General features: G+C 70.8%; 11 protein-coding genes. 9 read left to right on the top strand and 2 right to left on the bottom strand.

Annotated features, from left to right (window positions below):
• Window positions 1-22: 22 nt before the first annotated feature.
• Complete coding sequence (locus DES41_RS00650; RefSeq protein WP_114464993.1) at window positions 23-796, bottom strand: crotonase/enoyl-CoA hydratase family protein; 774 nt, start codon at window positions 794-796, stop codon at window positions 23-25.
• A 103-nt stretch (window positions 797-899) separates the two neighbouring features.
• Between DES41_RS00650 and DES41_RS00645 the strand changes: the two genes are divergently transcribed.
• The 8 genes from DES41_RS00645 to DES41_RS00610 all read left to right on the top strand — a co-directional run bounded on the left by DES41_RS00645 (window position 900) and on the right by DES41_RS00610 (window position 9,353).
• Window positions 900-1,766, top strand: coding sequence for an amidohydrolase family protein (locus DES41_RS00645; RefSeq protein ID WP_114464991.1), 867 nt, complete (start codon window positions 900-902; stop codon window positions 1,764-1,766).
• A gap of 104 nt (window positions 1,767-1,870) precedes the next feature.
• The gene (locus DES41_RS00640) at window positions 1,871-2,662 is read left to right on the top strand and encodes a 2-keto-4-pentenoate hydratase (RefSeq protein WP_114464989.1); all 792 of its coding nucleotides are present in this window, start codon (window positions 1,871-1,873) and stop codon (window positions 2,660-2,662) included.
• Window positions 2,663-2,713: 51 nt separating this feature from the next.
• A complete protein-coding gene (yaaA, locus tag DES41_RS00635) occupies window positions 2,714-3,487 on the top strand; it encodes a peroxide stress protein YaaA (protein ID WP_114464987.1) in 774 nt (257 codons plus the stop codon).
• Window positions 3,488-3,510: 23 nt separating this feature from the next.
• Window positions 3,511-4,374, top strand: a complete 864-nt coding sequence (locus DES41_RS00630; RefSeq protein WP_114464985.1) for a 2OG-Fe(II) oxygenase — start codon at window positions 3,511-3,513, stop codon at window positions 4,372-4,374.
• Window positions 4,361-5,206, top strand: a complete 846-nt coding sequence (gene queF / locus DES41_RS00625) for an NADPH-dependent 7-cyano-7-deazaguanine reductase QueF (protein WP_114464983.1) — start codon at window positions 4,361-4,363, stop codon at window positions 5,204-5,206. Before DES41_RS00630 ends, queF begins: the two co-directional genes overlap by 14 nt.
• A 126-nt stretch (window positions 5,207-5,332) precedes the next feature.
• Complete coding sequence (locus DES41_RS00620; RefSeq protein ID WP_114464981.1) at window positions 5,333-6,577, top strand: PEP-CTERM sorting domain-containing protein; 1,245 nt, start codon at window positions 5,333-5,335, stop codon at window positions 6,575-6,577.
• A gap of 89 nt (window positions 6,578-6,666) precedes the next feature.
• Window positions 6,667-7,230, top strand: a complete 564-nt coding sequence (locus DES41_RS00615; RefSeq protein ID WP_147282783.1) for a biliverdin-producing heme oxygenase — start codon at window positions 6,667-6,669, stop codon at window positions 7,228-7,230.
• On the top strand, window positions 7,227-9,353 hold the full coding sequence (locus tag DES41_RS00610; RefSeq protein ID WP_114464977.1) for a GAF domain-containing protein: 2,127 nt from the start codon (window positions 7,227-7,229) through the stop codon (window positions 9,351-9,353). Before DES41_RS00615 ends, DES41_RS00610 begins: the two co-directional genes overlap by 4 nt.
• A gap of 12 nt (window positions 9,354-9,365) precedes the next feature.
• Here DES41_RS00610 and DES41_RS00605 read toward each other — a convergent pair whose 3' ends face one another.
• Window positions 9,366-11,264: a bifunctional metallophosphatase/5'-nucleotidase gene (locus tag DES41_RS00605; protein WP_114464975.1), complete on the bottom strand. Its 1,899-nt coding sequence runs from the start codon at window positions 11,262-11,264 to the stop codon at window positions 9,366-9,368.
• Window positions 11,265-11,352: 88 nt separating this feature from the next.
• Between DES41_RS00605 and DES41_RS00600 the strand changes: the two genes are divergently transcribed.
• Complete coding sequence (locus tag DES41_RS00600; RefSeq protein WP_114464973.1) at window positions 11,353-12,204, top strand: alpha/beta fold hydrolase; 852 nt, start codon at window positions 11,353-11,355, stop codon at window positions 12,202-12,204.
• The last annotated feature ends 16 nt before the right edge of the window (window positions 12,205-12,220 follow it).

Here is a 12,220-nt window from a genome sequence, read left to right as displayed (position 1 = left end):
CTTCCTCCGAAAAGGTGGGGAATCAGTCTTTCGAGACTTTGGCGGCGCGGCCTTCCAGGAAGGCGCGCACGCGTTCCTTGGCTTCCGGTGCGTCCTGGGCGATGCCAGCCATCAGCGCTTCGGTGAACAGGCCGTGGTCGGCGGGCTGTTCGGCGATGCGGGGCAGGGCGTGCATCAAGGCGTAGTTGGTCAGTGGTGCGTTGGTGGCGATGCGCTGCGCGAGCTCGATGGCCTTGGGCAAAGCCTGGCCTTGCGGCACCAGGTACTGCGCGAAGCCGGCGCGCTCGCCCTCTTCGGCCTTGTAGACGCGGCCGGTCATCATCATGTCGGTCATGCGCGCCACGCCGATCAGCTTGGGGATGCGCACCGAGCCGCCGCCACCGACGAAGATGCCGCGCGTGCCTTCGGGCAGCGCGTAGAAGGTGCTCTCGTCGGCCACGCGGATGTGGCAGGCGCTGGCCAGTTCCAGCCCGCCGCCGACGACGGCGCCGTGCAGGGCCGCCACCACCGGCACCGGGCCGGACTGCACGCAGTCCAGCGCCTGGTGCCACATGCGCGAATGCAGCACACCCTGGCCGGCATTGCGCTCCTTCAGTTCCGACAGGTCGAGCCCGGCGCAGAAGTGTTCGCCGGCACCGCCGATGACCACCGCGCCCACGCCTTCGGGCAGGTTCTGGAAGGTGTCGCGCAGCGCGAGGATCAGCCCGTCGTTGAGCGCGTTGCGCTTGGCGGCGCGGTTCAGCCGCACGATGGCGATGGCGTCCTGGCGTTCGAAGGAGAGGTCGGGGTGGTTCATGATTGCGTCCTGGGAATGGATCGATTATGGTTATGAAAAATAACCAAATCAAGGCAAAATCGACCGCCGGATTGCTGGTACTTACCCCTAGACGGAGACCTTCGTGGACTGCACCAACCTCATCGCCATCGACACCCACACGCACGCCGAGATCAGCTGCTGGAACCCCTTCGACAACTATGGCGAGGAGTACGACCGCGCCGCCGACAAGTACTTCCGCTCGAGCCGCCGGCCGACGATCCAGGAGAGCATCGACTACTACCGCGAGCGCAAGATCGGCTTCGTGATGTTCGGCGTCGACGCCGAGTCGCAGCTGGGCCGGCGCCGCATCCCGAACGAGGAGATCGCCGAGGCCGCGCAGAAGAACAGCGACATCATGATCGCGTTTGCCAGCATCGACCCGCACAAGGGCAAGATGGGTGCGCGCGAGGCGCGCCGGCTCGTCGAGGAGCACGGCGTGAAGGGCTTCAAGTTCCACCCGACGGTGCAGGGCTTCCACCCCTACGACAAGATGGCCTGGCCAATCTACGAGGTCATCGCCGAACACAAGCTGCCGGCCATCTTCCACACCGGCCACAGCGGCATCGGTTCGGGCATGCGCTGCGGCGGCGGCCTGCGGCTCGAGTACAGCAACCCGATGCACCTGGACGACGTGGCGATCGATTTCCCGGACATGCAGATCGTCATGGCGCACCCCAGCTTCCCGTGGCAGGACGAGGCGCTGTCGGTGGCCACGCACAAGCCCAACGTGTGGATCGACCTCTCGGGCTGGAGCCCCAAGTACTTTCCGAAGCAGCTGATCCAGTACGCCAACACCCTGCTCAAGGACCGCGTGCTGTTCGCCAGCGACTGGCCGCTGATCTCGCCGGAGCGCTGGCTCAAGGATTCGGAAGAAGCGGGATTCAAGCCTGAAGTGATGCCGGGGATCTTGAAAGGCAATGCGATGCGGCTGCTGGGCTTGGCCGCTTGAGCGCCAGGACGAGGGGCCCCGCTTGCGGGGATCGGCCCAGCGGAGGCGGCCCAGGCGTCGACAATGCGGCATCTGCACCCGTACAACCGCACGGAGACGCCGGGATGAATCCCCAGACCCTGCTTCAGCACTACGACAGCGCCGCGCCCTGGCCGGCCGAGCACGGCATCGCGCCCGACCTGGCTGCGGCCTACCAGAGCGCGCTGGCCGTGCGCGCCCTGCGCAGCGCACGTGGCGAGCAGCCGCGTGGCTACAAGGTCGGCTTCACCAACCGCACGATCTGGCCGCGCTACGGCATCCATGCGCCGATCTGGGGCACGGTCTGGGACAGCACGCTGCAGTTCTGCGAAGGCGAGGGCCAGGTCGATCTGGCCGGCACCGTCCACCCGCGCATCGAGCCCGAGATCGCGTTCGGCCTGGCCGCCACGCCGCCGGCCGGCGCCACGCTGGAGCAGCTCTTCGCCAGCATCGACTGGCTGGCGCCCAGCTTCGAGGTGGTGCAGTCGCACAGTGCCTGGAAGTTCGCGAGCGCGGCCGAGCCCGTGGCCGATGGCGGCCTGCATGCGCGGCTGCTGGTGGGGCGGCGCACACCGGTGCGCCAGCTGGCCGACAGCGGCGCGGCGCTCGATGCGCGGCTGGCCGCGGCGCGCCTGCAGCTGTTCGAGGGCGAGCGCCTGGTCGACGAAGGCCTGGGCGCCCATGTGCTGGACGGCCCGCTGCACGCGCTGCTGCACTTCGTGCTGGAACTGCAGGCCTGCCCCGGCGCGCCCGTGCTGGCAGCCGGCGACGTGGTCACCACCGGCACCTGGACAGACGCCTGGCCCATCGCCCCCGGGCAGCGCTGGTCCACGCGCATCACGGCGCCGTTCGACACGCTGTCACTGGCGCTGCGCTGAGGGTTTTGGTGCGTGCCGGATAATTTCCGGCTGCACCTTTTCCTGCCACGCATGCTGTTCCTGCTGTCACCCGCCAAGTCGCTTGACTACGAGACCCCCGCCACGCCGGTCTCGCCCACCCAGCCGCTGTTCGCCGAGCAGACGGCCGAGCTCATCGGCGTGCTGCGCGAGAAGTCGCCGCAGCAGATCGCCGAGCTGATGGATCTGAGCGACGCCCTGTCTGCGCTCAACGTGGCGCGCTACCAGGCCCACAGCCCGCGGTCCACGGCGCGCAACTCCCGTGCGGCCGTGCTGGCCTTCGATGGCGACGTCTACGGCGGGCTGGATGCGCGCGCCATGCCGTTGGATGACCTGCGCTGGGCGCAGAAGCACCTGCGCATCCTGTCGGGCCTGTACGGCGTGCTGCGCCCGCTGGACCGCATGCAGCCCTACCGGCTGGAGATGGGCACGGCGCTGGCCACCGCGCGCGGTAGCAACCTCTACCAGTTCTGGGGCCCGCGCCTGGCCGAGTACCTGGACGGCGAACTGGCCGGCAGCAAGCACCCGGTGGTCGTGAACCTGGCCTCGCAGGAGTACTTCAAGGCCGTGGACCGCAAGGCCCTGCAGGCCCGGGTCGTCGAGTGCGTGTTCGAGGAGTACAAGGCCGGCGGCTACAAGGTCGTCAGCTTCTTCGCCAAGCGCGCCCGCGGCCTGATGGCCCGCTACGCCATCACCCACCGCATCGCCACGCCGGCCAAGCTGCGCCAGTTCGACCTGGAAGGCTATGCCTACGACGCCGATGCGTCCGAACCGAACCGCCTGGTCTTCCGGCGCCGCGCCGGCTGAACCCCGCAAAGCAAAGGAGTCGCATGTCCGCCAACGCACCGACCCAGGCCATCACGCCGCAGCTGCGCCAGTGGATCGTGGAGCAAGCCCAGTCCGGCCATGCCCCCGATGCGGTGCTCAAGGCCATGCGCGATGCCGGCTGGGAAGAAGGCGTGGCCATCGAGGCCATGGAGAGCACCCTGCGCGAACACCTGGAGCAGGGCGCGCTGGCGGCCGGGCTGCCGCCCGCGACCACCGTGCCCGAACCCGCGCTCGACGATTCGCCGCTGTACCTGCAGGCCGAGGACCGCCGCGTGCACGTGTTGAGCGCCCAGCTGCAACCCCGCATCGTGGTGTTCGGCAGCCTGCTGTCCGATGCCGAATGCCAGGCGCTGATCGACCTGGCGAGCCCGCGCATGGCGCGCTCGCGCACCGTGGCCACCAAGACCGGCGGCGAGGAGATCAATGTCGACCGCACCAGCGACGGCATGTTCTTCCAGCGCGGCGAGACCGAACTCATCGAACGCATCGAGCTGCGCATCGCCGCGCTGCTGCGCTGGCCGCTGGAGAACGGCGAGGGCCTGCAGATCCTGCGCTACGGCCCCGGCGCCGAGTACAAGCCGCACTACGACTACTTCGACCCGGCCGAGCCCGGCACGCCCACCATCCTCAAGCGCGGCGGCCAGCGCGTGGGCACGCTCATCATGTACCTGGGCGAGCCGGAGCGCGGCGGCGGCACGGTGTTCCCCGATGTGCACCTGGAAGTCGCGCCCAAGCGCGGCAACGCCGTCTTCTTCAGTTATGACCGGCCGCACCCGAGCACCCGCACCCTGCATGGCGGCTCACCCGTGCTGGCCGGAGAAAAATGGATCGCCACCAAGTGGCTCAGAGAACGTGAATTCGCCTGACCAATCCCCCCTCGGCAAGGCCTCGCCCTATGCCGACCAGTACGACGCATCGCTGCTGTTCCCGATCCCGCGCGCCGGCAAGCGCGCCGAGATCGGTGCTGACGGTGCCTCGCCCTTCTTCGGCGCCGACCTGTGGACGGCCTATGAGCTCAGCTGGCTCAACACGCGCGGCAAGCCGCAGGTGGCGCTGGTGCACTTCACCATCCCCTGCGAGACGCCCAACATCGTCGAGAGCAAGTCCTTCAAGCTCTACCTGGGCAGCTTCACGAACACGGTGCTGGAGAGCGTGGACGAGGTGCGCGCACGCCTGCGCACCGACATCTCCGAGGCCGTCTGGCGCGGCAGCGACACGCCGGCCACGGTCGGTGTGCGCGTGCTGATGCCCGAGCAGTTCGACCAGCAGCCCATCCACGAGCTCGACGGCCTGAGCCTGGACCGGCTCGACCTGGAATGCACGCACTACCAGCCCGCGCCCGAGCTGCTGACGGCCAGTTTCGACGAGTCGCCCGTGACCGAGGTGCTGAGCTCCAACCTGCTCAAGAGCAACTGCCTGGTCACCGGCCAGCCCGACTGGGGCAGCGTGCAGATCAGCTATTCGGGCCCGCAGATCGACCAGGCCGGGCTGCTGCGCTACATCGTGAGCTTTCGCAACCACAACGAGTTCCACGAGCAGTGCGTGGAACGCATCTTCATGGACATCTGGCGCCGCTGCCGGCCGGTCAAGCTGACCGTCTATGCGCGCTACACGCGGCGCGGCGGGCTGGACATCAACCCCTGGCGCACCAGCCATCCGGGCGCGGTGCCGGCCAACGTGCGAACGGCGCGGCAGTAGCGCTCGCCAGCGCTCGCCAGCGCTGGCCCGCATATGCAGAACATATGCGGAGCAGCGGTTTCGGGTATTTGATCTGTCCGGGGGGCCGCCCTAGCATCGGCGCCCCAACGACACGGAGACAGATCCATGAACCGCACCACCGCGCGCGCCAAGCTGCGCGCCCTGGCCCTGCCGGCCCTGCTGGCCTGCGCAGCCGCCCAGGCCGAACCCATCAGCGTGCTGTTCGTCGGCAACAGCTACACCTTCGGCCGCGTCGACCCGGTGATGGGCTACAACGCCGCCAACGTGCGCGACCTCACGGCGCCGATGGCGGCGGCCGACAGCACCGGCAGCAACGCCTTCGAGCCCCATCCCTGGGGCGGTGTGGCGGGCATCTTCAAGCAGCTGACGGTGCAGGCCGGGCTCAACTACCAGGTGGCGCTGTCCACGCGCAACGCGGCTTCGCTGCGCGGCCACTTCCTCAACAGCAACCCGGCCGGCTGGGACCTGCGCGGCAACGTTGCCAGCCAGGCCTGGAGCAAGGTGGTGCTGCAGGAGCAGAGCGACGAGCCGCTGCCCAAGCAGGCGGGGCTCGCGTCCAACCCGGCCTACTTCAACACCTACGTGAACCTGTTGGAGAACTACATCCACCAGGGCCAGGACCTGGCGTACCGCGAGCGCGAGCTGATCGGCGGCAGCAACGCCGCCTGTGCCGCGATCACGGGCGCCTCTGCCGGCACCTGCGGCAACCTGCGCGAGATCCCGGCCAACCCGAATGCCAGCGCCGACACCGAGGTCTACCTGTACCAGACCTGGGCGCGGCCCAACCTCGTCAACGCACCGTTCACCACGGTGACCGATCCCGTGACCGGCGCCATCAGCTTCACGGACACGCCGGCCACCTCGTTCTATGCCTCGCTGCAGGACATGGCGGTCGACTTGCGCGATGCCTATGCCAAGGCGGCACTGGACGCCGGCGCCGACGGCAGCGGCGGCATCACCGCCGTGGCGCCAGTGGGCGATGCCTTCATGCTGGCGCTGGCCATGGGCGTGGCCACCGCCAACCACTACGCGCCGGATGCCGGCAGCGATGGCCTGCCCGACCTGTGGTGGGACGACGGCACGCACGCCAGCCTGTACGGCTCCTACCTGAGCGCGCTGACGCTGTACGGCACGCTGACCGGCCTGGACCCAGCCGCCTTCGGCGGCGCCGAGATCGCCGCGCGCGACCTGGGCATTTCCGGGCGCGACGCTGAGTTGCTGCAGCGCGTGGCCAGCCTGCAGCTGGGCTTCGCGCCCGGCAACGAAGTGCCCGAACCCCCGTTGCCGGCGCTGCTGGGCGTGGCCGCGGCGGGATGGGCGCTGGCGCGGCGGCGCCGGCCCATCAAATGACGTAGGGCGCCGCAGGGCGCGGCATTACCATCGGCCCCCTTCACCGTTCCATCTCGCCCGGGGGCGATTCTTCCTTGTCAAACGACGCCATGCCGGCGGCTGCAGCGGGTGATCCCGTGCAGGCGCTGCGCAGTGCCACGCAGGCGCTGCACGCTCGACTGGACAGCCAGCTGCCGCTGGCCCAACCAGCCGATGCCACCCAATCCCTGCACCACTACCACGAGCACCTGCGCGTGCTGCACGGTTGGCTGTCGGACCTCACGCCGCTGCTGCAACGCGCCGGCTGGGGGCAGGGCCTGCTCGAGCCACTGCGCGCCGACCTGGCCGATGCCGGCCTCGCCGGTGCGCCCGCCGGCCGGGCCAGTCCGCCGCCGGACAGCGCGGCCGCGGCCTGGGGCGTGGCCTATGTGGTCGAGGGCTCGCAGCTCGGCGGCCGCGTGCTGCACCAGCGCCTGCGCCGCGCCGGCGTCGCCGCGCCGCTGCGCTACCTGCAAGGCCGCGGTGCCGCCACCGGCGCGCACTGGAACAGCTTCCTGCAGGCGCTGCGCGCCGCGCTCGTGGCGCCGGCCGACGTCGCCGCCGCCAGTGCCGCGGCCTGCTGGGCGTTCGAAGACCTGCTGGGCCGATTTCGGCAGGAGGAGCTGATCCCATGAATGCGCGCGCCGAGCCGCTGGGCCTGTCCAACTGCGACCAGGAACCCATCCACATCCCTGGCCGTGTCCAGTCCCATGGCGTGCTGCTGGTCTTCGGTGCCGACGGCTGCCTGTCGCACCGCAGTGCCAACGCCGTCGACATGCTGGGCGCTGCCGCGCCGGCGCTCGGCCAGCCGCTGGCGCAGACCTGCTTCGTCTCCGACGCCGCCATGCACGGCCTGGTCCAGGAATGCCTGGCGGCCGAGGCCGACGAGTCGCAGCCCGTGGCCATCGAGGTGGCGCTGGCCGGCCGGCATTTCGAGCTGATCGGCCACCGCCAGGGCCCTCAGCTGCTGCTGGAGCTCGAACGGCTGGGCGAGGAGGCCGCGCTGCTCGCCGACGACGCCTTCAAGGGCCACAGGGCACTGGTGCGGCTCAAGCGCCAGCGCAGCATGGACGACCTGCTGGCCGTGGCCGTGCAGGAGGTGCGCGCGCTGACCGGCTTCGACCGCGTGATGGCCTACCGGTTCCGCCACGACGACAGCGGCGACGTGGTGGCCGAGGCGCGCGACCCCGCGCTGGAGCCTTTCGTGGGCCGCCGCTACCCCGCCAGCGACATCCCGGCCCAGGCGCGCCGGCTGTACCTGCTCAACACCTTGCGCACCATCGTCGACGTGGGCAGCGTCGCCGTGCCCATCGAGGCGCTGGACGCGGCGGCCGCGCCGCTGGACCTCTCGCACAGCGTGCTGCGCAGCGTCTCGCCGGTGCACATCGAGTACCTCACCAACATGGGCGTGGCCGCGTCCATGAGCATTTCCATCGTCGTGCAGGGCCGGCTCTGGGGCATGCTGGCCTGCCACCACATGCGCCCGCGCCACGTGCCCTACCGCGTGCGCAGCGCCTGCGATGTACTGGCCCATGTGCTGGCGGCCGACGTGCAGACCGCACTGGCGCGGGCCAGTGCCGCGCGCGTGGCCGCCGCCGCCGCCACGCGTGCGCGCGCCATCGAGACCTTGCTGCATGCCGAGGACGGCGTGCAGGCGCTGGCGGGCGAGGCCGAGGCCTTGACCGGCATGCTGGAGTCCCATGGCCTGGTGCTGGCCGAGCGCGGCCGCGTGCTGGCGGCCACGGGCGTGGCGCCCGAGGCCGCGCGCGAGCTACTGCCCTTCCTGGCCGCGCAGGCGCCGCTGCACGGCGGCCTGTGGCTCTGCGACAGCCAGGACGGCATGCCGGCCGCACTGCGCGACGCCCTGGGCGGCTGGTGCGGCCTGCTCGCGCTGCGCTTCTCCGATGCGGCCGACGGCTGGCTCGTGCTGCTGCGCAAGGAGGAGGTCGAGACCATCGCCTGGGGCGGCCGGCCCGAGAAGGAATACAGCCATGGCCCGCTGGGGCCGCGGCTCACGCCGCGCGGCAGCTTCGACGTCTGGAAGGAAACCGTGCGGGGCCGCTGCGTGCCCTGGAGCGAGACCGACCTGGAGATCGCCCGGCCCCTGCTCAGCGAACTGGCACGCGCCAGTGCCGCGCGCAGCGCCGACCTGGACCGTGCGCGCAGCCACCTGCTGGCGTTGCTGAGCGCGGGTGTCGGCGGTGCCATGCCCGACCCCGTGGACCCCCAGCCCGCCGGCAGCCGCATGCAGCGCCTGGTGGCCCAGGTGCTGGACGCGGCGCACGTGCGCGGCGGCGCGGCTCTGGATCTGGCACTGGCGCCGGTGGATCTGGCCCAGCTGCTGCATGCCGTGCTCGTGGAGACGCAATCGGTCCAGCCGGCGCAGCGCTTCATCCGCGAGGTGCCGCGCAGCCTGGTGCTCTACGGCCATGCGGCGCGGCTGCGCCAGCTGCTGGCCTGCCTGGTCGGCAATGCCGCGCGCCACGGCGCGGCGGACGAGGCGGTGGTGGTGCAGTTGCGCCGCGAAGGCGAAGCCGTGGTGCTGGATGTCAGCAACGTGGCGCCCGAGATCGCGGCCCCGGTGCTGGCCGCGCTGTTCGACCCCTTCCACCCCGGGGCCGCCGGGCTCGGGGCCGGCGGCGATGGCCTGCGGCTGGGCCTGTACATCGCGCGGCAGATCGCGCGCGCGCATGGCGGCGATCTGGAACACGCCTACGCCGAGCCCTACGTGGTGTTCACGCTCCGGCTGCCGGCGTAGGCCGGCACGGGTTCAGTTCAGGCCGACGAAGCTTTTGGTGCTGTATAGGTCGTGCGAGAGGCGGCCCAGCAGCGGCAGGCCCGTCGTGCCGTCCTTGGGCAGTGCCTCGATGTAGCTGAAGAACACGTCGGCGTCGAGCACGCCGATGTCCAGGCGGCGCGCGGCCGGCACGGCCGCCAGCGTCCTGTAGCCGTCGCCACCGGTGGCGTTGAAGCTCAGCACGAACAGCTTGTAGGTCTTGGCCGGGTCCAGTGCCACCCAGTTGCCGGTGCCGTTGTCGCGCACCTCGATGCCGCTCGCGCGGCTGCCGTTGGCGGCGCTGGCGTTCACATCGAAGCGCATGCCGCCCGTGTAGGGGTAGGGGCCAGTCGAGCCGCCCGGGCCGTAGACCGCTTGCAGGCCGTCTTCCAGCATGCCCTTGACTTCCTGGCCCGTCACGTCGAGGCGGAACAGCATGTTGCCGAACGGCAGCACCTGGATCGCCTGGGCGGCGGTCACCGTGCCCTGCAGCGGCACGCGCACGCCGCCACCGCTTTGCAGCGTGAGGTCTGCGCCACCGTAGCGCGCGTTGGCCACTTCCAGGTAGGCCTGCGCCACAAGCTGCTGGATGTCGCCGCCGCGCACGCTCACGCTGCCCTCGGCGGTGCAGGCCGGGCTGGAGCGGCTGTAGTCGGCCGAGCCGACGCCACCCGGCACGCGGCGCGAGCACAGCTCCTGGGGCGCCACCGCCACCTGGGTCTGGTTGAACACCGCCACCTTGTCCTTGAAGGGCTGCAGCGCGGCGGTGGCCGCGGCCTGTGGGGCCGTCACGCGCAGGAAGCCCGTGGCCGCCACGCTCGCCGCGATGGCCGCGCGCTGGGCATCGGTGGCGGCGGGGGCGGTGAGCGCGGTGCCGATGCGGTAGTCGTTGCCGATCAACACGTGCGGCGTGCCGTTGCAGCTGGTGACCTCGCCCTTGGCGTCGAAGCTGACCTTGAGCTCGCCGACCACCTGCGCGTACTCCCAGGCCTGGACCAGGCAGACGTTCTTGCCGTCCTTGTCGGCCAGGCGCGTGGGGTAGGCGCCGCCCGGCGTGCCCACGCCGGTGGTGGCCAGCGCATCCGGGCCCAGCAGGGTGTGCGAGTCCCCGCCGACGGCAATGTCCACGCCCGACAGCCTGGCGATGACCTCCTGGTCGTAGCCATAGCCGATGTGGCTCATGAGGATGATCTTGTTGATGCCCTGCGCGCGCAGTCTGTCGATCTCGCGCTGCGCGGCCACGGCTTCGTCCTCGAAGCGGGTGTCGGCATCGGGGCTGGAGGAGGCCTTGGTCTTGCCCGCGATCGTGAGGCCCACGATGCCGATCTTCTGGCCGCCCCGCTCCACCACGGTGGAGGGGCTGACCAGGCCCGGCGCGCGGCTGGCGTGCAGTGCCGAGTTGGCGCCGAACTGCACGTTGGCGCTCAGCACCGGCGTCTTGCAGCTGCCGGCGTGCAGGCGGTCGAGGAAGCCCTTGAGTCCCGTGTCGCCCTTGTCGAATTCGTGGTTGCCCAGCGTGAACGCGTCGAAGCAGACGGTGTTCATCATGGCCGCGTCGGCCTCGCCGTCGGCGCCGGCCCGGTTGAAGTACAGCGTGCCTGTCAGCGCATCGCCGGCATGCAGCTTGAGCACGTTGGGCGATTGCGCCGCCAGTTCGGCGATGGCCGCCGTCACGCGCGGGAAGCCGCCGGCGTCCACCGTCACGTCCTGCGCCGCCGTGCCACCGGCCGACAGCTTGAGCGTCTTGGCCTTGCTCTCCAGCGTGGAATGGTGGTCGTTGATGTGCAGGATGGTCAGGTCCAGCGGCTGGCCGTTGTCGTCGGACCCGCCACCACAGGCGGCCACCAGGCTTGCCACCGCCACCGCCGTCAGGCCTTTGCGCCACATCGTCATCGAAGCTCCATCTCGTTCGTACAGGAAGGCCGCATGCTCGCCAGCGTTGGTGACATGGGCATGAAAAGCCCGGCGGTATAAACAGCCGATGAGCGTTCTTCCCGACCCGATTCCGCGGCTGGAGGCCGCGGCCCAGACCCTGCAGACCGCGTGTGGCGACGGCCACATCCTGTGGCACCGCTGGGGCCCGGCCGACGCCGGCGCGCCCGGCCCCGTCGTGCTGCTGCACGGCGGCAGCGGCAGCTGGACCCACTGGGTGCGCAACATCGACGCGCTGCTCGCCGCCGGCCGCCAGGTGCTGGTGCCCGACCTGCCGGGCTTCGGCGATTCGGCGCGCCCGCCCGGCGGCGGCGATGCCGACGACGTGGCACCCGCGCTGGAGCAGGGCCTGGCCGAGCTGCTGGGTGCGCAGCGCTGCGACCTGGTGGGCTTCTCGTTCGGCGGTCTCACGGCCGGCCTGCTGGCCGCAGCCCATCCGCAGCGCGCGGCGCGGCTGGTGCTGGTCGGTGCGCCGGCCATGGGCGTGTCCGACGCAGGCCGCATCGTGCTGCGCGGCTGGCGCCACCTCGAGGACACAGCCGCACGCGAAGCCGTGCACCGCCACAACCTCGGTGTGCTGATGCTGCACCGGCCCAGGGCCATCGACGCGCTCGCGCTGGCCCTGCACACCGCCAACGTGCTGCGCGACCGCATGCAACGCCGCCGGCTGGCCCGCACCGAGGCGCTCAAGGACGCGCTGCAGCAGGTGCGCTGCCCGGTCTGGGCGATCTACGGGCGCGAGGACGTGCTCTACAGCGGACGCATGGACCGGCTGGCCGAGGCCTTCGCGCAGGGCCCCGGCTTCCAGGGGCTGACGCTGGTCGACGATGCCGGGCACTGGGTTCAGTACGAGCGGGCCGATGTGTTCGATGCGGCGTTGGCGCGGGTGCTGCAGGCTTGAGCTGCCCCGGGGCCAA

The sequence above is a fragment of the Pseudorhodoferax soli genome (assembly GCF_003337555.1).
GTDB lineage: Bacteria > Pseudomonadota > Gammaproteobacteria > Burkholderiales > Burkholderiaceae_C > Pseudorhodoferax > Pseudorhodoferax soli.
Note: the sequence above shows the minus strand (reverse complement) of the source record. Positions and strands in the feature narration are given on the sequence as shown.

Excerpts from the sequence above, each read along its gene's own strand:
- DES41_RS00650 (WP_114464993.1), bottom strand. The coding sequence starts at position 796 with ATGAACCACCCCGACCTCTCCTTCGAACGCCAGGACGCCATCGCCATC.
- DES41_RS00640 (WP_114464989.1), top strand. The coding sequence starts at position 1,871 with ATGAATCCCCAGACCCTGCTTCAGCACTACGACAGCGCCGCGCCCTGG.
- yaaA (WP_114464987.1), top strand. The coding sequence starts at position 2,714 with ATGCTGTTCCTGCTGTCACCCGCCAAGTCGCTTGACTACGAGACCCCC.
- DES41_RS00630 (WP_114464985.1), top strand. The coding sequence starts at position 3,511 with ATGTCCGCCAACGCACCGACCCAGGCCATCACGCCGCAGCTGCGCCAG.
- DES41_RS00620 (WP_114464981.1), top strand. The coding sequence starts at position 5,333 with ATGAACCGCACCACCGCGCGCGCCAAGCTGCGCGCCCTGGCCCTGCCG.
- DES41_RS00615 (WP_147282783.1), top strand. The coding sequence starts at position 6,667 with ATGCCGGCGGCTGCAGCGGGTGATCCCGTGCAGGCGCTGCGCAGTGCC.
- DES41_RS00610 (WP_114464977.1), top strand. The coding sequence starts at position 7,227 with ATGAATGCGCGCGCCGAGCCGCTGGGCCTGTCCAACTGCGACCAGGAA.
- DES41_RS00605 (WP_114464975.1), bottom strand. The coding sequence starts at position 11,264 with ATGACGATGTGGCGCAAAGGCCTGACGGCGGTGGCGGTGGCAAGCCTG.
- DES41_RS00600 (WP_114464973.1), top strand. The coding sequence starts at position 11,353 with ATGAGCGTTCTTCCCGACCCGATTCCGCGGCTGGAGGCCGCGGCCCAG.